Here is a 19,529-nt window from a genome sequence, read left to right as displayed (position 1 = left end):
TGCTGGCCCGCACGTCCTGTCCGTCCCGCGGGGCGGCCGACGACGGATGGGTACGATGAACCATCCGTCTTCCGGCTTAAGGGATGCTCCGTGGAAACTGACTCGGCCCGCACGGTTCCGCTCGGTCTGACCTTCGACGACGTGCTCCTCCAGCCCGGCGAATCGGACATCGTGCCGAGCCGGGTCAACACGAACACACGGCTCACCCGCAATATCGACCTGACGATCCCGCTGCTGTCGGCCGCGATGGACACCGTCACCGAGGCCCGCATGGCGATCGCCATGGCCCGCGAGGGCGGCATCGGCGTGCTGCACCGCAACCTCTCCCCGGAGGACCAGGCGGCCCAGGTCGACCTGGTGAAGCGCTCCGAGTCCGGCATGATCACCAACCCGGTCACCTGCAGCCCCGACGACACGCTGCGCCAGGTCGACCAGCTGTGCGGCCGCTACCGCATCTCGGGCGTGCCGGTCACCGACGCCGACGGCACCCTGGTCGGCATCGTGACCAACCGCGACATGCGCTTCGTGACCGACTCCGAGGCCAAGGTCCGCGATGTCATGACCAAGATGCCGCTGATCACGGCGCCGGTCGGGGTCAGCAAGGACCAGGCGCTCGCTCTGCTCCAGCAGCACAAGATCGAGAAGCTGCCGTTGATCGACGACAGCGGCAAGCTCTGCGGCCTGATCACGGTGAAGGACTTCACCAAGAGCGAGCAGTTCCCCAACGCGACGAAGGATGCGCAGGGCCGCCTGCGGGTCGCCGCCGCGGTGGGTGTCGGCGACGAGTCCTACAAGCGGGCCCGCGGCCTGATCGACGCGGGTGTCGACGTGATCATCGTGGACACCTCGCACGGTCACCAGCGCCAGGTGCTCGACATGATCGCCCGGCTCAAGCGCGACACCACCACCGACATCGTGGGCGGCAACGTCGCGACCTACGCCGGGGCCAAGGCGATGGCCGAGGCCGGCGCCGACGCGGTCAAGGTGGGTGTCGGTCCGGGTGCCATCTGCACGACCCGCATCGTGGCCGGTGTCGGCGTCCCGCAGATCACCGCGGTGATGGAGGCGCAGCGCGCGTGCGCGCCGTTCGGCGTTCCGGTGATCGCCGACGGCGGCATCCAGTACAGCGGCGACATCGCCAAGGCGATCGTGGCCGGCGCCGAGACCGTGATGCTGGGCGGCCTGCTGGCCGGCTCGGAAGAGAGCCCCGGCGACCTCATCTTCGTGAACGGCAAGCAGTACAAGTCGTACCGGGGCATGGGCTCGCTCGGCGCCATGCAGTCACGCGGTCAGGCCAAGTCGTACTCGAAGGACCGCTACTTCCAGCATGATGTGCCGGAGGAGAAACTCGTTCCCGAGGGCGTCGAGGGCCAGGTTCCCTACCGCGGCCCGCTCTCGCGCGTGGTGGCCCAGCTCGTCGGTGGTGTCCGGCTCGCGATGGGTTACGCCGGAGCCGAGACCATCCCCGACTTGCAGCAGCGCGGGCAGCTCATCAGGATTACCGCTGCGGGTCTGAAGGAAAGCCACCCGCACGACATCCAGATGACGGTCGAGGCCCCGAACTACCACTCCCGCTAGAGAAGACGTCCACCTCCCCACCCCCCGCCCATAGAACGACCTGAAGGGCTGAAACATTATGCGTGACGTCGTGGAGATCGGTCTCGGCAAGACCGCTCAGCGCGGATACCACCTGGACGACATCGCCATCGTCCCGAGCCGCCGCACCCGCGACGTGGACGACGTGTCCACCGAGTGGCGCGTCGACGCCTACCCCTTCAAGATCCCCTGCGTCGCACACCCGTCCGACGCGACCATGAGCCCGGAGTCCGCGATCGCCCTGGGCCGCCTCGGCGGCCTGGGCGTGCTCAACGCCGAGGGCCTGTGGACGCGCTACGAGGACCCGACCAAGATCCTGGAGGAACTGGCCTCGCTCGACGAGGACGCCGACGCCACCCGGCGCCTGCAGGAGGTCTACTCCGAACCGATCAAGCCGGAGCTGATCGCCGAGCGGGTGCGGGCGATGCGCGAGGGCGGCGTAACTGTCGCCGTCCGGGTGTCGCCGCAGCACACCCTCGCGCTCGCGCCGGTGGTTCTCGACGCCGGGGTCGACCTGCTCGTCATCCAGGGCACCCTGGTCAGCGCCGAGCACGTGTCCACGACGGACGAGCCGCTGAACCTCAAGGAGTTCATCGCCGACCTCGACCTGCCGGTCATCGTCGGCGGCTGCACCGATTACAAGACCGCGCTGCACCTCATGCGAACGGGTGCGGCCGGGGTGATCGTCGGGGTCGGCGCCGACGAGTGGTCGACCACCGACACCGTGCTCGGCATCCGGGTGCCGATGGCCAGCGCGATCGCCGACGCCGCGGCCGCCCGCCGCGACTACCTCGACGAGACCGGCGGCCGGTATGTGCACCTGATCGCCGACGGCGGCATCTCGACGTCGGGTGACATCGCGAAGGCGATCGGCTGCGGCGCCGACGCGGTGATGCTCGGCGAGCCGCTCTCGCTGGCCGAGGGCGCGCCCGCCGGTGGCGCCTGGTGGCACTCCTCAGCGAGCCACCCGCAGCTTCCGCGCGGCGGGTTCTGCATCGCCGGCGAGCCCGACGGCACGCTCGAGGAACTGCTCTACGGCCCGGCCGACCGGCCCGACGGCCAGCTCAACCTCTTCGGCGGGCTGCGGCGGGCGATGGCCAAGTGCGGCTATCGCGACCTCAAGGAGTTCCAGAAGGTAGCGCTCGTTCTCGACAAGTGACCCCGAGCTAACCTCGCGCCATGAGGCGTACGGGTGTGGCCGGTGTTCTGTGTGTCGTGCTGGCGGTGACCGGCTGTTCCACCGACGACGAGCCGGCGCCGGCCACGTCCTCCGCGCCGGCTTTCGGCCCCGGCGCGGAGGGCATCGGCGACCCGTACTTTCCGAAGTACGGCAACGGCGGTTACGACGTCGCCGGTTACGACCTGAAGCTGCGGTACGACCCGCGCGACGGCAAGCTCACCGGCACGGCGACGATCACCGCCACCGCGAAGCAGGACCTGTCCCGGTTCAACCTCGACCTGTCCAAGCTGGCCGTCCGGAACGTGACGGTCGACGGCGTACGGGCGAGCTCGTCGGCCGCGGGCGCCGAGCTGACCGTCACCCCGGCCGCCGGCATCCGCACCGGGCAGGCGTTCACCACCGTGATCGAGTACGGCGGCGAGCCCAGCCAGTTCCACAACGCGGTGCTCGGCGACGGCGGCTGGCTCAAGAACCCGCAGGGCGCCGTCGCGCTGGGGCAGCCCGAGTCGGCCAGCACGTGGTTCCCGGTCAACGACCACCCGCGTGACAAGGCCACCTTCAAGCTCGAGATGACCGTGCCCGAGGGCGTCGAGGCGATCAGCAACGGCGTGCCCGGCCCGCGGCGCTCCACCGGCGGCTGGACGACGTGGACCTGGTCGGAGAGCGCGCCGATGGCGAGTTACCTGGCGATGGTGGTGATCGGGCAGTACCGGGTGACCACCAGCACGCACAACGGCAAGCCGATGGTCGTCGCGGTCTCCGAGAAGCTGCCCGTGAACGGTCCCGCCGCACAGTCGCTGGCCAGGACGGCCGAGATCACCGACTTCCTGGCCACGAAGTTCGGTCCCTACCCGTTCGACGCCAACGGCGGGGTCGCGGTGGACGACCAGCGCATCGGGTACGCGCTCGAGACGCAGAGCCGCCCGGTCTACGGTCCCGCCTTCTTCACCGGCGGCGCCAACGAGGGTGTGGTCGCCCACGAGCTGGCCCACCAGTGGTTCGGCGACAGCGTGGCCCTCGAGAAGTGGCAGGACATCTGGCTCAACGAGGGCTTCGCGACGTACGCGGAGTGGCTGTGGGCCGAGCACTCGGGCCGCGCCAGTGTGCAGGCGAGCTTCGACAACGTCTACAACTCGTACCCGTGGAACCAGCCCGGTGAGGCCGGCAACCCGGGGGCGAGCCGCATCTTCAGCCACGCCGTCTATCAACGTGGCGGCATGACGGTGTTCGCGCTGCGTAAGGCCATCGGCGATCAGGCGTTCGACCAGCTGCTCCAGCGCTGGACCAGCGAGCACAAGGACGGCAACGCCGACACCGACGACCTGATCGCGATGGCCGAGGAGATCTCCGGCAAGCAGCTCGACGACCTGTTCCAGGCCTGGCTGTTCTCGACGGAGAAGCCGGCCAGGCCCTGACGCTATTTGTCCACGAGCTTGGGGTGGCTCGCCAGATAGGCGGCGGCCTTGTCCTGCGCGACGGCCTTGAGGAAACCACGCCCCTCGGCGGTGAGCCGCTCGCCGAGGTAGCCGCTGCCCCGGCCGACCCCGTTGCCGGGCAGGCTGACGCGGGTGATCTTCTCGGGCGACAGATCGCGCAACGCGTACGCGTATTCGACCGGTTCGCGCCCGCCGAGGTACACCAACGTGTCCCCGAGCGCCCCGATCAGCTGATCCACCTTGTCCGGGTCGGTGGGCAGTCCCTGCTCGAGCGCCTTGGCCAGCAGCGCCGTGACGAGCTGGCGCTGATGCCGTTGCCGGTCGTAGTCGCCGTCCGGCAGGCCGTAGCGCTGCCGGGCGTAGTCGATCGCCTGCCAGCCGACGAGGTGCCGGCGACCCTTTTGATAGACGGCCTGCGGACCGATGTAGTCGCCACCGCGCAGCGGCCGGAGCGAGCCGTCCGGCTTGCGGTGCCGTGACTTGACCGTCTGATCGATCACCAGGTCGACCCCGCCGAGCTGGTCGGTCAGCCGGGCCAACCCGCCGAAGTTGAGGATCGCGCCGGCCTGGAACTCCTTGATGCCGGTGTAGCCGCTGAGGGCCCGGGTCAGCAGCTCGTAACCCTTTCCGACGTCCGGCTCCTTGCTGCCCGCGACCCGGGAGCCCAGGCTCATCGCTTCGGTGATCTTGCGGGTGCCGTGCCCGGGGACCGGCACCCGGGTGTCCCTTGGAATCGAATAGAGGTACGCCGCGTCGAGCCCCGGCTCGACGTGCAGCAGCATGATGGCGTCGGCGTGCGGTTCCCAGCCCGGGATCGAGACGCGGGTGTCGACGCCGACGAGCACCAGGTCGAGCGGCCCGGTGATGTCGGCTCCCGGCGGGGGCGGCGGGCTGGTGGGCACGGTCGAGGCCGAGGGCGGGGCCGGCACGATCGGCGTCGCCGCGGGCTTGTCCGATCCCGACCTGACGGCCCACGCGATGCCACCTCCGGCGGCGAGCGCCACGACGACCGCCGCGCCGATCACGGGTCCGAGCCTCTTGTTCCGCATGCCGGAACAGTAGGCGAGCATGATCCGCAGCTCAATCTCTGCTGATCTCGCAATGTGAAACTGGTCATTGCTTTCCGTGTGTTCGCCCGTACGCTGACCGCCGCGAATCAACGGGGGAGGCAAACGCTTCAATGAAGCTCACCAAGCGACGGATCACCGTCGGTCTCATCTCCACCGCGGTCGTCGTTTCCATGACGAGCGTGACCACCTGGGCGCTGGCTGCCGACAACGAGAAGGTCACGGCCTCATCGTCACCGTCGGCCGTCCGCCTCGTCGTCGGGTACAAGCTCGGCGCCGACCGCAGCGCCGCGAGTCAGACCCTGTCTGCCGCGGGTGCGCGCGTGACCACCGCCGGTGAAGCCACCGCGGCCCTGTCCGCCATCAATGCCTCCCGCGTGTCTGTGCCGTCGGCCCGCAGCGAAGCGACCATCTCGGCGCTGCGCAACGACCCGAACGTGGCTTATGTCCAGCAGGACGTGCAGGTCAAGGCGTTCGACACGACGCCGAACGACCCGTCGTTCAGGCTGCAGAACGAGATGTACACGGTCAAGGCCCCGCTGGCCTGGGACGAGACGACCGGCGGCGGAAGCCCGGTCACCGTTGCCGTGATCGACACGGGCGTGGCCGCCGTCGAGGACCTGGCCGGCGTGACCGTGCCCGGCTACGACTTCGTCAACGGCGACGCCAACCCGGCCGACGACGAGGGCCACGGCACGGCCGTCGCCGCCCTGATCGCCGCTCGTGGCAACAACGGCGAGGGCATGGCCGGCGTCTGCTGGACCTGCAAGATCCTGCCGGTCAAGGTGCTCGACTCCGACGGCAGCGGCTGGGACAGCGACGTCGCGCAGGGCATCATCTACGCCGTCCAGAAGGGCGCGCGCATCCTGAACCTGTCGCTCGGCTCGCCGCAGTCGACCAAGGTGCTGTCCGACGCGGTGGCCTACGCGAACATGAACGGCGCCCTCGTGGTGGCGGCCGCGGGCAACGCGGGCAACACCGTGAAGCAGTACCCGGCCGCCTACGGCGATGTGCTCACCGTTGCCGCGACCAACCGCTGCCCGGCGTTCGCCTCCGACCCCGACTGCACCTCCGGCACCACGACCCGTTCGGCGTTCTCGTCGTACAACAAGGCGGGCGACAAGTGGGTCGACGTGGCCGCCCCGGGCACCGTGCTGAGCATGGACCGGTTCGGCAACTACAGCACCGGGATCCAGGGCACGTCGTTCTCGTCGCCGATCGTGGCCGGCGCGGCCGCCCTGATCAAATCGCTCAACCCCAGCTACAGCGGCTGGTCGCTGGCCAACGCGATCTACAACGGCGCCTCCAAGCGGAAGCTCGCCAACGGCGGGGTCAACTACGGCCTGGTCGACATCCCGGCCTCGCTGCACGTGCCGACCGACGTCAAGGCGCCGACGGCCACCGGCATCACCCCGCCCAAGGGCTCATACAAGCGGGGCACCTTCTCGGTCACCCCGGTGAACCTCAAGGACGACCGTTCCGGCATCCGGGCGGTGACGCTCTGGGTCAACAACAAGTTCGTCGGCTCCAGCCGGGTCGCCCCGTTCGGCGTCAGCTACAACTTCGGCACGCTCAAGGGCTCGACCAAGATCGAGCTGCGCATGTTCGACCGGGCCGGCAACAGCAAGGTCATCGCGCACAACATCACGATCGACAACGTGAAGCCGACCGTACGGATCACCTCGGCGCCCAAGAGCGGCAAGAAGCTCAGCGGCAAGGTGACGATCAAGTACACCGGTGCCGACGCGATCGGCCTCAACCGCTTCGAGCTGCTGATCAACGGCAAGGTGGCCCAGAAGCACACGAACACCGCGGCCTTCGTGTTCGCCACCTCGGCGGTGCCGAAGAAGTTCACGGTGCAGGTGCGCGTGTACGACAAGGCCGGCAACTCGGCCCTGTCCAGCAAGTACAGCTACACCCGCTGAACAACCGGATCGCACCGGCGAACCAACCGGGTGATCGAGCAGAAGACCGAACGTGAAGGAGCCGGCCACATGGGCCGGCTCCTTCGTTTTGTGAGGTCGTCAGCATGCGTACGCTGCTCGCCGGTCTGGTCGCGGCCGGCTCGATGCTCGTCGGGGCGCCCGCCGAGGCCGCCGTCGCGCAGCCCGGCCTGGCCCAGGCCCGCGTCACCGAGGCCTGGAAGGCCACCCGCGGCGCCTCCCGGGTGATCGTCGCGGTGGTCGACACCGGCGTGAGCCCGCTGCCCGACCTGGCCGGCCGCCTGCTGCCCGGGCGCGACTTCGTCAACCACGACGACAACGCGGCCGACGACAACGGGCACGGCACGATGGCCGCCACCGTGGTCGCCGCGGCCGCCGGAAACCGCGCAGGCGTCGACGGTGTCTGCGGGAACTGCCGGATCCTGCCGGTCAAGGTGCTCAACGCCAAGGGCGGCGGGAGCTACACCGACATCGCCCTGGGCATCCGCTACGCCGCCGACCGGGGCGCGGCGGTGATCAGCCTCTCGCTGGGCGGGGCGGACGACAGCCCGCTGCTGCGCGACGCTGTCGCCTACGCCGAGAGCAAGGGCGCCCTGGTGGTGGCCGCCGCCGGCAACAGCGGCGTCTCGGTAGCGCACTATCCGGCGGCGATTCCGGGCGTGCTCGCGGTCGGCGGTGTCACGGCAACCGGCGCGCGCTACAGCTGGTCCAACCACGGCAGCTGGGTCGGCGTCACCGCGCCCGGCTGCAACCCCGCCCAGGGCCCCTCGGGCGCCATCGGGCAGTACTGCGGCACCTCGTCGGCGACGCCGTTCGTCGCAGGGGTGGCAGCATTGCTCGCGTCGACCGACCCGGCGCCCACGGCGGCCCGGATCCGCACCGCGTTGATCTCGACCCGGTCCCGGCCCTCGGGTCGTGTCGACGCGGCTGCGGCGCTGCGGGCCCTGCCGTACGACGGCGACGTCACCCGTCCCGCGGCCGCGTTCGGCGCCCTCCGCTCGATCATGCGCGGCCGGGTCACGATTCCCGCCACGGCGGCCGACCAGCACGGCGTCTCCCGGGTGCAGTTGTTCGCCGGCGGCCGCCTGATCGCCACCGACACCACCGCGCCGTACTCGTTCACATGGCAGTCAGCACCCCGTACGGGCCTGGTGCCGCTGGAGCTGCGCGCCTACGACCGCAAGGGCAACCTGACCGTCGTACGCCGGAACGTGCGCGCCGACAACACCGCGCCCACGCTCCGGCTGGTCAGGAAGGGCCGGACCTTCACCGCGCGTGCCGCCGACCAGTCCGGCGTGGCTCGGCTCGAGCTGGTCGTGAACGGCAGGGTCACTGCCCGTACGGCGGCTGCGTCCGCAAGTTCACGGTGCCCGGACGAGCACGTACGGTGAAGGTTCGAGCGGTCGACCGGGCCGGGAACGTACGGGTCGTCAACGGTAAACTCGGCGGGTGAGTACTCCCCGCCCGGTTCTCGTCGTCGACTTCGGCGCCCAGTACGCCCAGCTGATCGCCCGCCGTGTCCGTGAGGCGCGGGTCTATTCCGAGATTGTCCCGCACTCGATGCCCGTCGCCGAGATGCTGGCCAAGGACCCGGCCGCCATCATCCTGTCCGGCGGCCCGTCCAGCGTCTACGAGCCCGGCGCGCCCGTGCTCGACGCCAAGCTGTTCGACAACGAGGTGCCGGTCTTCGGCATCTGTTACGGCTTCCAGGCGATGGCTCAGGCGCTCGGCGGCACTGTCGCGCACACCGGCTCGCGGGAGTACGGGCGCACCCACCTGACCGCCCAGGGCGGCACGCTGCTGCGCGAGCTGCCCGACGACCTGCCGGTCTGGATGAGCCACGGCGACAGCGTGGCCGTGGCGCCGCAGGGCTTCGCGGTCACCGCTTCGACGCCGGGCGCGCCCGTGGCCGCTTTCGAGGACCTCACGGCCCGTCGCGCCGGCGTGCAGTTCCACCCCGAGGTGGCGCATACCGAGCAGGGTCAGGAAATGCTCAAGCGTTTCCTGTACGACATCGCCGGCATCGAGCCGACCTGGACGCCGGGCAACATCATCGACGACCAGGTGGCCGCGATCCGCGAGCAGGTCGGCGACAAGCAGGTGATCTGCGGGCTGTCCGGCGGCGTCGACTCGGCGGTGGCCGCCGCGCTCGTTCACAAGGCGATCGGCGACCAGCTGACCTGTGTCTTCGTCGACCACGGCCTCCTGCGCGCGGGCGAGGCCGAGCAGGTGGAAAAGGACTACGTCGCCGCCACCGGCATCCGGCTCAAGGTGGTCGACGCGGCCGACACGTTCCTGGGGCACCTGGCCGGCGTCACCGACCCGGAACAGAAGCGCAAGATCATCGGACGCGAGTTCATCCGCGCGTTCGAGGGCGCTGCCCGCGAGCTCGACGCCGAGCGGCACATCGAGTTCCTGGTGCAGGGCACGCTCTATCCCGACGTCGTCGAGTCCGGCGGCGGCACCGGCACGGCCAACATCAAGTCCCACCACAACGTGGGCGGCCTCCCCGACGACCTGCAGTTCGCGCTCATCGAGCCGCTTCGCACCCTGTTCAAGGACGAGGTGCGTGCCCTCGGCTCGGCGCTGGGCCTGCCCGACGAGATGGTCCACCGGCACCCGTTCCCAGGTCCCGGCCTGGCCATCCGCATCATCGGCGCGGTCGACCGGGAACGCCTCGACCTGCTGCGTGCGGCGGACCTGATCGCGCGCGAGGAACTGACCGCCGCCGGCCTCGACCGTGACGTGTGGCAGTTCCCGGTGGTCCTGCTGGCCGACGTGCGCAGCGTCGGCGTGCAGGGCGACGGCCGGACGTACGGGCACCCGGTCGTGCTGCGGCCGGTCTCCAGCGAGGACGCGATGACCGCCGACTGGTCGCGCCTGCCCTACGACGTGATCGCGAAGATCTCGACCCGGATCACCAACGAGGTGCGCGAGGTCAACCGGGTCGTCCTCGACGTCACGAGCAAGCCGCCGGGCACCATCGAGTGGGAGTGACGCGGTCTCGGATCTCGGTGGTGCCGTCGTTCGGGGCGCCTCTTTTGTGAGGCGCCGGGGCGCTGATGTTTCAGGCGTTCGGGGTGCCGTCGTTGGATGTGCCCGGGGCGCCGGGGTTCGAAGCGTCCGGGCTGCCCGGAGCGCTCGGGTTCCAGGCGTTCGAGGTGCCCTCGGCCGAGGTGCCGGGGGTGCTCGGGTTCCAGGCGTCCGGGGTGCTCTCGTTCCATGGGGTCGTGGTGGCGGCGTTCCAGGCGCCCACCGAGTCCTCGGGCATCAGGAACCACATGATGGGATAGGCGAGCAGCGCCGCGCCCGCGGTGATCACGGCGAGCAGCACGAAGCCGACGCGCACGAGCACCGGGTCGACGCCGAAGTAGCGCCCGACACCGCTGCAGACGCCCGCGGCGAGGCGGTCGTCGAGAGGCCGGCGGAGTTGCTTGTACGGGGTCTGGAGGCCGCCGTCGGGGAGCTGTGTCATGTCCCCATGGTGGCCCCGGAAGGGCCCCGGCGACCTCGGTGAGCCCCCGGATACCGACCCTGAGATGCCCATTACGCATTGTAGTGGATCGAGGGCCGAATGTGCCTAATGCTGCTCTGATCAGCGATTACGCAGCGCGAACCACCTGTCAGGAATCCGACAGACGTTTTCTGGACTTAACATATTCCGGGCAGAATGCCGCCCGTGACCCCCGCACTGGAACCGCTCCGCCGGATCGCTGCCTACGCCGTCGCCACTGATGACGACGGCCGGGTGCTGCTCGTGCGCGCCTCCAGCAAGTCCGGTACGCCGGGCGTCTGGTCGTTGCCCGGTGGCGCCGTCGATCACGGCGAGGACCCGAATCACACCGTCGTCCGCGAGACGGCCGCCGAGACCGGGCTCTCGGTCGCCGTCACCGGGCTGCGCGACGTGCTGGCCGACATGCGTTCGCTGCCGCACCGTGGCGTCACCATCCACACCGACCGGCTCATCTACTCGGTGTCGATCCGCGGTGGAACGATCGTGGACCGGGTCGGCCACCCCACCGACCTGGCCCGGTGGCACACGCTCGCCGAGGCCGAGCGCCTCAAGCTCCGGCAGTTCACGGCGGACGCGCTCGGGCTCGGCAGCGCCTCGGCCGACCTGCGCCCCGACACGGCGCCGACCTTCCCGTCGTTCTACGCCCATCCCGGGCCGGACGGGCTGCACCGCGCTCAGCGCTTCGCGGCGTACGCCATCGCCACCGACCCGCACGACGCCAGCCTGCTGCTGACCCGGATCGCCCCGGGTTATCCCGGCGAGGGCCGCTGGCACCTGCCCGGCGGCGGCACGGACTACGGCGAGCAACCCGGCACCGCCCTGATCCGCGAGCTGGTCGAGGAGACGGGGCAGGAGGGCCGGCTGGTCGAACTGCTCGGCGTGGCCAGCCACCGCGACGCCGCCTCGCTCGGCCCCGAGGGCTACCCGATCGACTGGCACGGCGTACGCGCCTTCTACCGGGTGATCGTCGACAGGCCCACCGACGTCGAGATCAGGGATGTCGGCGGCTCCACCTCCGAGGCCCGTTGGGTTCCGGTCAAGCAGGTCGCCGACCTGCCCGAGGACGAGCTCACCGAGGTGACGGCCGAGGCGCTGCGCAAGGCGGGACTAATCTGGTCCCGGTGAAGATCAGGCGAGTCGGGGCGTACGGGATCTGTCGCGACGATTCTGGGCGGGTGCTGCTCGCCCGGAACTCGCCGCTGAGCGAGTTCCCCGGCCTCTGGACCCTGCCCGGCGGCGGCGTCGAGCAGGGGGAGCACCCGGATGCCGCGGTGGTGCGCGAATTCGGTGAGGAGACCGGTCTGTCCGTACGGATCGAGGCACTGCACGCCGTCACCGCGGACGTCTTCCGGCTACCCGGTGGCGACCTCGAGCACACGGATCGCATCGTCTACGACGTCTCGGTGACCGGAGGAGCCCTGCGGCCCGAGGTCGGCGGCACTACCGAGTCGGTCGAATGGGTGACTTCCGCCCGTATCGCCGAGCTTCCGCTGATGTCGTTCACATCGGCCATGCTGGGCGGCTCCGCGGCCGTCTCCGACAAACCGGACGAAGACGAGGAACTGTCACGTCCGTCGCGGGTGCAGCGTTTCGGCGCGTACGGGGTGGCGACGGACCCGAACGGGCGGATCTTGCTCACCCGGATCGCCGAGGGATACCCCGGCGCCGGCCGCTGGCATCTGCCCGGCGGCGGCACCGACCACGGCGAGACACCCGAGGCGGCGCTGACCCGCGAACTGTTCGAGGAAACCGCTCAGCGTGGCCGCGCGACCGGCCTGCTGGGCATCTCCCATCGGCACGATCCCGCAGCTCTGGGGCCGGAAGGGGTGCCGATCGACTGGCACGTCATCCGGGTGCTGTTCAGGGTCCAGGTGGACCTGCCGACGGTACCTGTGGTGACCGAGGAGGCGGGCGGATCGACCGCGGAGGCGCGCTGGTTCACGCCGGCCGAGGCGAGGCGGCTGCGTCTCACGGAGCTGGCCGCCGACGCCGTAGCTCGCGTCGGTGCGGAACAGGCGAGGTAAAATCGGGCCGGGGAGAGGTGATCAGGTGGCCTGTCCCGCGGGGTGGGCCGTCGGAATTGACTGCTCGCCAACATCGTTCGGGTATGCGAAGGTGTAAGCCGCAATTTTCCCGGCTCCGCATGTGCGGCGGGCTACCGGGCCACAACCCACCGCGACAGTCGGTGGCCCACCGATCCCATGGAGGAAGCACGTGCCGAGAACCCCTTGGCGCCGGCGTCGGACGACGGACAGCCCCCGTCCCGCTGGTCGTCGTTGGGCAGGTCGTCTGCGCCGCAGCGGAACCATCGCGCGGCAGGCCCTGATGGTGCGGGTGGGTGGCCGGAACTCCGGCCGCGCCGCCACCGCGACCCGTGCCGAGGTCATCTACACCGGAGTCGACCCAGGCCGGTCCCTCGTTCCCGTCGCTCCCCACCTGGCCATCCCGGCGCCCGCCGAGCCGGCCGCCGAGAGCTCCTCGCTTCTTCCCGGCGAGCACACCGCGGCCCGCCGGTTCCGCTTCGCCGTCGTCAACGCGTGCACCCTGGCCAGCCTGGCCCTGGGCATGCTGGCCATCGTGCTGGCGATGCACGACGAGGTTCGCCTCGCCGCCGCCTTCCTGGTCGCCTGCGTGGCCTTCGACGGTCTCGACGGCGCTCTCGCCCGCAAACTGGGCGTGTCCAGCCCGTTCGGCGCCCAGATGGACTCGCTGGCCGACATGTGCTCGTTCGGCCTGGCCGCGCCCGTGGTGGTCTACGCCTCGCTGGCCCACACCGTGCCGACCCCGGCCGCCGCGGTGGCGTGCATGCTGGTCGCCGGCTGTGCCGCGATCCGCCTGGCCCGCTTCAACGTCTCGCCCAAGGACGGCCGGTTCTTCAGCGGCGTGCCGACGACACTGGTCGCGGCCGTGCTCGCGCTCACCGTGCTGATCGACCTGCCGCTGCCCGGCGTGGTCATCCTGGGCGGGGTGGCGCTGCTGGCGTTCGCGATGGTCTCAAGCTTCCCGTACGCGAAACTCGCTCGCCTGGTCAAGCTGCCGGCCTGGTTCTGGCTGCTCCCGGTGGTCGGCGCCCTGGTCGACGCCCGGCTGACCTTCGTCATGCTGGTCGCGGTCTACCTGGTGAGCGGCCCGATCATGTGGGCCCGCGCCAAGCGCGTCTAGTTCTGCCTGTCGAACGGCCGTCCCCGAAGGGGCGGCCGTTCGACGTCGGTCAGCGCCAGCGGGCGATTACCGAGGAGCCGCCTACTACCTTTTCGTTGACGCTGACCTGGGGGTCCGCCTTGTCGGCGGGGAGGTAGACGTCGGTGCGGGAGCCGAAGCGGATCAGGCCCATGCGTTCGCCGCGGGCCACCAGGGTGCCGACCGGGACCCGCTGGACGATGCGGCGGGCGATCAACCCCGTGCGCTGGGCGACTGCCACCGTGCCGTGGTCGGTGTCGAGGACCGTGTACGCGGCGACGTTGTGTTCGGCGGCGGCGGTCATCGCGTTCGCGTAGCCGCCGTCCTCGACGAAGTAGTCGGTGACGCGCCCGGCCACCGGCACCCGGTTGACGTGCACGTCGAGCACCGACAGGAACACGGCGATGCGCAGGAACTCGCCCGGGCCGAACCGCTCGTCGGTCATCCGCTCGATCGACAGCACCCGCCCGTCGGCCGCCGCCACCACGGCCCGCGGGTCGTCCGGCAGGTCCCGCTCGGGGTCGCGGAAGAACGCGGCGACCGGGGCCGCGGCCAGCGCGGGCAGCAGCCAGAGCTTCGACTTGGGCCGGGCGATGCGGGCCGCGGCGGCCAGGCCCAGCGCGATGCCGGCGGCGGCCACGCCGTTGGAGTCGATGTGCATGGTCCGCGTCAACGGCACGCTGGACGGGCGATAGGCCGGGGCCAGCGTGGCCGCAACCCGTACATCGGCCGCGGTGAACCGCAGCTTGTGCACGCGCAGCGGCGGCTGGTTGCGAACCACCAGGTCGGAGCCGACGCCGAAGAGCGCGCTCTGCCGGAACATCTCGGCCGCGGCCCCGCCGGTGCGACCCGGGGTGGCCGGGACGGCCAGCGTGACCACGCCGCCGTCGGTGAGGTGCTTGCCCATCCGATCGAGCAGGTCACGCACGTCGGAGGCGGTGCCGGTGAGCGGCTCGCCGACGATCACCACGTCGGCCTGGCCGGCCTCGTCGAGCGTCTCGACCACCTGCACCCGGTCGGCGATCCAGCTGCCCAGCCCGGAGATGTGATCACGCAGCAGATCGGCCGTGCTGCGCTCGCCGGCGACCAGGGTGAGCCGGTCGCCGGGCAGCAGGGCCTCGACCGCGCTCGCCACCACGGGCGAGGAATGGTCGGCGCCCGCCACGATCGCGGTGGTGGCCGCGTTGTGGCGGGCGAACTCGGCGGTGAGGGCGCGGGCGGCCGTGGCGCCGACTCCGACGATCGGTGCTTGGGACACGGCGGGGAACGGAGTCATGACGACGAGTTTATTGCGCCGCCCCGGTCAATCCTTGCGGGGCTGCTCCGATGCCAGGTTCGGATGCTCCTTGGTGATCCGGTCCACCGAGTTGTCCATCAGCTCCTGAACGATCGAGGCGTGCATCTCGGGGGTCAGGTCGCCGGGCAGCTCCGGCTCGGCCGGACGCTCGACGGTCGCCGGGACCGAGACCGGCTCGGCCGGGGTGCGGGCCGAACGCAGGGCGCCCAGCAGCCCGATCACCCCGAAGACGATCAGGCCCCCGGCGACCAGCCAGCCCACCGCGGGCAGGTGGACGGTGATCACCTGTGACACCGCCCACCATGCGGCGACCAGCAGGAACAGGACGCCGAAGCTGAGCGAGACGCCGTCCATGCGATGCGGCTTCATCGGATGACCTCCACGTTGCCCGTGTCCATCTGCAGGTCCAGCTTCAGGGTGCCACCGCCGGCGCCGTCGCGCCCGAGGTCGGTCAGGCTCTCGCCGTTGATCTCGCCGTCCTGGAACTCCTTGCCGAAGATCACGGCCCGGCCGTTCTTGACCTGCATCAGCGCCGTGGTGTCGACGTTCTCGGGCAGCAGCACGCGGATCTGCCCGAACTTCATGGTGACGACCACGTTCTGCTCCTGCCCGGTGAAGTTCACCTGACGGAGGTCGAGCGTGGCGCTGCCGGCGGTGAAGTCGTACCGGTCGGCCACGGCGGCCGGGGACACCGGACGGTAGACGCTGTTGCCGACCTCACCGCCCCAGCGCTCGGCGCCGGTCGAGATCATCAGGCCGATCGAGAGCAGGATGCCCAGCGCGATCAGCCCGCGGGCCCGGCCCAGCCAGGCGCCGACGATCAAGCCGAGCGCCACGGTGATCAGGGCGCCCGCGAAGTACACCGAGACGGCGACACTCGCGCCGGCCGTGTCGATCGCGGCGATCACGCCGATCACCATGAGCGCGGCGAAGAACGTGAGCCGCCCCAGCTTGGAACGTTCGCGCGGCGGCTTCGGCGGCTTGACCCGCAGCGGCGGGACGGGCGGGGCCGGGGGCGCCGGCGGGTATGTGACCGGCGTGGGCCGGGCGTACGGGCCGTGCGGCGCGAACGGAGGCCGGTAACCGCTGGTGGGCGGCGCGTACGGCGGGGGCGGCGGGGGCGCCGAGGGCGTGCCTACCGGCTGCGTGGGCGGTGCGGTCGCGGGCGCCGGACCGGGCGGAGGGGGAACCGCCCCGAACTGGGCTGTCTTGTCGAACGCGGTCGGCTCGAACGGGCCGGGCGGGGTCGCGGGCGGGGCGGTCGGGGGCTGCCCGGCGCCCGGAAACGTGCCGGCCGGCCCCCCTTGCTGCGGTGTCCCGGTGCGCTTGATCAGCAGGATCGCGCCGACGATGACCGCGCAGGCCAGCAGGCTCGCGCGCACCCCGTCCTGCACGATGAAGGCGAAGGTGAGCACGGCCGCGCCGCCGAGCAGCACCACCGAGGCCGGCGCCATCCCGGCGCGACCCTTGCCGAGCAGCGACTCGATCGGCGAGGCGGTGTCGCCCTCGGCCGGCATGACCAGCCAGCCGATCAGGTAGAGCAGCACGCCGACCCCGCTGAGCAGGCCCAGCACGGCCAGCAGCACCCGCCACAGGACCGGGTCGGTGTTGGTGGCCCGGGCCAGGGCGCCGCAGACGCCGGCGACGTAGCGGCCCTGGCGGGGGCGCACCAGCTTTTCGCGGGAGAAGGCGTCGCGGGAGAAGAAGGGACCCGCGTGGGGGTCGCCGGCCGGCGGGAACCACGGCGGCGGATCACCGGCGCCGGGCTGTGCCCTCGGGCCGGTCTCGGGCTGGGGGTCGTCCGGCACGGCCTCGGTGCGCAGGTCGGCCGTGGGCGGCTCGTCGGAGCCGGCCGCCGTCCCGGCCGAGGCCGCCGTTTCCGCAGCCTGCGCCGTTTCCGCAGCCTGCGCCGTTTCCCTGTCCGACATTTCCACGGTGGCCGGCGCCGTTTCCGTGGCCGGCATTTCCACGGTGGCCGGCGTCTCCACCGGCGCCGGCATTTCCGCGGTGGCCGGGGCCTCCGGGGTGGCCTGGGTCTCGTCTGGAGCCGGCGTTGAAGTCGCCGGCGGGGTGGGTGCGTCGGCGGCGGACGCCGGCACGTCCTGCGAAGGACGGGACGGGCCCCGCGACTCGGCAGCTTCGTCGTTCATGACACCGATCCTCGTCGTGCGGACACCCGAACCGCCTCGGGCGGCGACCCTGAGACCACCCTGAGATCCTGGCACCCGGATACCGGGGGTTGTTCCCCGTGGTCCGAGCCGCCCGAACGTGTGACGATCGGGGGGACACAACCGAGGAGGAGCCATCACCACCGCCGTCAACCCGCCGCCACGCCGGCTGTACCGGCCGCGCGACCACCGCATCGTCGCGGGCGTCGCCTCCGGCCTGGCACAGCACCTGGGCGTTCCCGTGCTGGTCGTGCGCATCGCGCTGGTGGTGCTGCTCGGCTTCAACGGCCTCGGCCTGCTCCTGTACGCCGCCTTCTGGGCCGTGCTCCCGCAGCAGGTCGTCACGGCCGACCCGCCCCAGCGCCGCGACCTGGCCATGCTGTTGCCGTTCGGCGCCATCGGCCTGGGTGTCGTGCTGCTGCAGTCGCTGGTCTTCCAGGACAGCGTCGCCGGAACGGTCGGCTGGCTCATCGCGGTGGTCGCGGTCGGCGCCGGCATCATCTGGCATCAGTCCGACCCCACGCGCCGTCACCTCGGCGGCGCCGTGCCACAGCAGCCCTGGCTGGCCGCCGTGGTGGCCGAGAGCGACCGCCGCTTCTTCCTGTTCCGCTTCATCGGCGGCGGGGTGCTGGTCGCCACCGGCATCATCGGCGTCGTCGCCGTCTACGCCCCGGCCGGCAGCCTGACCGCCGTGATCAACGGGGTGATCTTCGCGCTGGTCGGCCTGCTCGGTGTCGGGGTGGTGGCCGCGCCGCTGCTGTGGCGCATGTTCAACCAGCTGCGGGCCGAGCGTGAGGGCCGCATCCGCGAGCAGGAACGCGCCGAGCTTGCCGCCATGATCCACGACCAGGTGCTGCACACGCTCGCCCTGATCCAGCGCAACTCGGCCGACATCAAAGAGGTGCAGCGGCTCGCCCGGGGCCAGGAGCGCAGCCTGCGCAACTGGCTCTACAAGCCGGCCGCCTCGCCGACCGAGCGTTTCGCCGCGGCCCTCGAGCAGGCGGCGGCCGAGGTCGAGGACACGTACGCGATCAGTGTCGAGACGGTCGTGGTGGGCGACACCGAGTGCGACGAGCGGGTGGCGGCCCTGGTCGCGGCAGCCCGTGAGGCGCTGGTCAACGCGGCCCGTCACGCCGGGGTGTCGACCGTTTCGCTCTACGCCGAGGTCGAGGAGAGCGAGCTGAGCGTGTTCGTGCGTGACCGCGGCGCCGGTTTCGAGATGGCCGGTGTGAAGGAGTCCCGGCACGGCGTGCGAGGCTCCATCATCGGGCGTATGCAGCGTCACGGAGGCAAGGCGGAGATCCGCAGCGCTCCCGGCGACGGCACGGAGGTACGGCTGACCCTCCCCGCGTCCCGGGAGAGCGTGTCGGCCGCTAAGGAGGCAGCACGATGACCGAGCCACAGGGCACCGAGACCGAGCGGCGGCTCACCGTCTTCCTGGTCGACGACCACGCGATGTTCCGGGCCGGCGTCCGCGCCGAGCTGGGGGCCCATGTCGAGGTCGTGGGCGAGGCGAGCTCGGTGGCCGAGGCGGTCAGCAAGATCGCCGCCATCGAGCCGGACGTCGTGCTCCTCGACGTGCACATGCCCGACGGCGGCGGCCGTGCGGTGCTCGACGCGATGCGCCGCAGCCACCCGCACGTGAAGTTCCTGGCGCTCTCGGTCTCCGACGCCGCCGAGGACGTCATCGGCCTGATCCGGGCGGGCGCCCGGGGCTACGTGACCAAGACCATCTCGCCCGACGAGCTGGCCGCGGCGATCCGCCGGGTGGCCGACGGCGATGCGGTGTTCAGCCCCCGGCTTGCCGGCTTCGTGCTCGACGCGTTCGCCTCCCGCCCCGACGTGCCGGTGGCCGACCCCGAGCTCGACCAGCTCACCAATCGCGAGCGCGAGGTGTTGCGCCTGCTCGCGCGCGGTTACGCGTACAAGGAAATCGCGAAGGAACTGTTCATCTCGATCAAGACCGTGGAGACCCACGTCTCCAACGTCCTGCGCAAACTGCAGATGAGCAACCGTTACGAATTGTCACGATGGGCGGCTGATCGACGCCTCGTCTGATCGGCCCTAATCCCAACGCTGCGGTGGGTCGCGACTCCTGCACTCACCGACATCGTTGCTGCTCAGGGCCATAAAACACGCCGAGGAAAA

General features: G+C 71.0%; 16 protein-coding genes. 11 read left to right on the top strand and 5 right to left on the bottom strand.

The genetic code is table 11. The features are described from left to right. Positions 1–90: 90 nt before the first annotated feature. From guaB to C8E87_RS11885, 3 genes are read left to right on the top strand one after another with little or no spacing between them, the layout of a single operon-like run. Positions 91–1,578 carry an IMP dehydrogenase gene (gene guaB, locus C8E87_RS11895; RefSeq protein ID WP_133873158.1) on the top strand — a complete coding sequence of 496 codons (1,488 nt, stop codon included), beginning with the start codon at positions 91–93 and terminating at the stop codon, positions 1,576–1,578. Between the two features lie 58 nt (positions 1,579–1,636). After that, positions 1,637–2,755 (top strand): GuaB3 family IMP dehydrogenase-related protein, encoded by a 1,119-nt coding sequence (locus C8E87_RS11890; RefSeq protein ID WP_133873157.1) that lies wholly within the window; start codon positions 1,637–1,639, stop codon positions 2,753–2,755. 20 nt (positions 2,756–2,775) lie between these two features. Then, positions 2,776–4,191: a M1 family metallopeptidase gene (locus tag C8E87_RS11885; protein ID WP_133873156.1), complete on the top strand. Its 1,416-nt coding sequence runs from the start codon at positions 2,776–2,778 to the stop codon at positions 4,189–4,191. Positions 4,192–4,193: 2 nt separating this feature from the next. Here C8E87_RS11885 and C8E87_RS11880 read toward each other — a convergent pair whose 3' ends face one another. After that, positions 4,194–5,261: an LCP family protein gene (locus C8E87_RS11880; protein WP_133873155.1), complete on the bottom strand. Its 1,068-nt coding sequence runs from the start codon at positions 5,259–5,261 to the stop codon at positions 4,194–4,196. Between the two features lie 131 nt (positions 5,262–5,392). Here C8E87_RS11880 and C8E87_RS11875 point away from each other — a divergent pair, with 131 nt between their 5' ends. The 3 genes from C8E87_RS11875 to guaA all read left to right on the top strand — a co-directional run bounded on the left by C8E87_RS11875 (position 5,393) and on the right by guaA (position 10,219). After that, positions 5,393–7,204: a S8 family serine peptidase gene (locus C8E87_RS11875; protein ID WP_133873154.1), complete on the top strand. Its 1,812-nt coding sequence runs from the start codon at positions 5,393–5,395 to the stop codon at positions 7,202–7,204. A gap of 104 nt (positions 7,205–7,308) precedes the next feature. Next, positions 7,309–8,613, top strand: a complete 1,305-nt coding sequence (locus tag C8E87_RS11870) for a S8 family serine peptidase (protein WP_133873153.1) — start codon at positions 7,309–7,311, stop codon at positions 8,611–8,613. 58 nt (positions 8,614–8,671) lie between these two features. Continuing rightward, positions 8,672–10,219, top strand: a complete 1,548-nt coding sequence (gene guaA, locus C8E87_RS11865; protein ID WP_133873152.1) for a glutamine-hydrolyzing GMP synthase — start codon at positions 8,672–8,674, stop codon at positions 10,217–10,219. Positions 10,220–10,289: 70 nt separating this feature from the next. Here the strand turns inward: guaA and C8E87_RS11860 are convergent, their stop codons facing one another. Then, positions 10,290–10,697 carry a PspC domain-containing protein gene (locus C8E87_RS11860; protein ID WP_133873151.1) on the bottom strand — a complete coding sequence of 136 codons (408 nt, stop codon included), beginning with the start codon at positions 10,695–10,697 and terminating at the stop codon, positions 10,290–10,292. A 204-nt stretch (positions 10,698–10,901) separates the two neighbouring features. On the opposite strand from C8E87_RS11860, the gene C8E87_RS11855 reads away from it, so the two are divergent. The 3 genes from C8E87_RS11855 (at position 10,902) to C8E87_RS11845 (ending at position 13,898) form a co-directional block, all read left to right on the top strand. Continuing rightward, a complete protein-coding gene (locus C8E87_RS11855) occupies positions 10,902–11,861 on the top strand; it encodes an NUDIX domain-containing protein (RefSeq protein WP_133873150.1) in 960 nt (319 codons plus the stop codon). Next, positions 11,858–12,760, top strand: coding sequence for an NUDIX domain-containing protein (locus tag C8E87_RS11850; protein WP_133873149.1), 903 nt, complete (start codon positions 11,858–11,860; stop codon positions 12,758–12,760). The genes C8E87_RS11855 and C8E87_RS11850 overlap by 4 nt, the downstream gene beginning before the upstream one ends. 265 nt (positions 12,761–13,025) lie before the next feature. Next, on the top strand, positions 13,026–13,898 hold the full coding sequence (locus C8E87_RS11845) for a CDP-alcohol phosphatidyltransferase family protein (protein ID WP_133876774.1): 873 nt from the start codon (positions 13,026–13,028) through the stop codon (positions 13,896–13,898). Positions 13,899–13,947: 49 nt separating this feature from the next. Here the strand turns inward: C8E87_RS11845 and C8E87_RS11840 are convergent, their stop codons facing one another. The 3 genes from C8E87_RS11840 to C8E87_RS11830 are packed head-to-tail and all read right to left on the bottom strand — an operon-like array spanning position 13,948 to position 17,363. Further along, positions 13,948–15,192 carry a phosphatidylserine decarboxylase gene (locus tag C8E87_RS11840; RefSeq protein ID WP_133873148.1) on the bottom strand — a complete coding sequence of 415 codons (1,245 nt, stop codon included), beginning with the start codon at positions 15,190–15,192 and terminating at the stop codon, positions 13,948–13,950. A 27-nt stretch (positions 15,193–15,219) separates the two neighbouring features. Further along, positions 15,220–15,582, bottom strand: coding sequence for a phage holin family protein (locus tag C8E87_RS11835; protein WP_133873147.1), 363 nt, complete (start codon positions 15,580–15,582; stop codon positions 15,220–15,222). Then, positions 15,579–17,363, bottom strand: coding sequence for a PspC domain-containing protein (locus C8E87_RS11830; protein ID WP_133873146.1), 1,785 nt, complete (start codon positions 17,361–17,363; stop codon positions 15,579–15,581). The genes C8E87_RS11835 and C8E87_RS11830 overlap by 4 nt, the downstream gene beginning before the upstream one ends. A 154-nt stretch (positions 17,364–17,517) precedes the next feature. Here C8E87_RS11830 and C8E87_RS11825 point away from each other — a divergent pair, with 154 nt between their 5' ends. Together C8E87_RS11825 and C8E87_RS11820 are read left to right on the top strand one after the other, a co-directional pair. Further along, positions 17,518–18,774, top strand: a complete 1,257-nt coding sequence (locus C8E87_RS11825) for a PspC domain-containing protein (RefSeq protein ID WP_133873145.1) — start codon at positions 17,518–17,520, stop codon at positions 18,772–18,774. Beyond that, positions 18,771–19,439 (top strand): response regulator, encoded by a 669-nt coding sequence (locus C8E87_RS11820; protein WP_133873144.1) that lies wholly within the window; start codon positions 18,771–18,773, stop codon positions 19,437–19,439. Before C8E87_RS11825 ends, C8E87_RS11820 begins: the two co-directional genes overlap by 4 nt. The last annotated feature ends 90 nt before the right edge of the window (positions 19,440–19,529 follow it).

The organism is Paractinoplanes brasiliensis (assembly GCF_004362215.1).
Classification (GTDB): Bacteria; Actinomycetota; Actinomycetes; order Mycobacteriales; family Micromonosporaceae; genus Actinoplanes; species Actinoplanes brasiliensis.
Note: the sequence above shows the minus strand (reverse complement) of the source record. Positions and strands in the feature narration are given on the sequence as shown.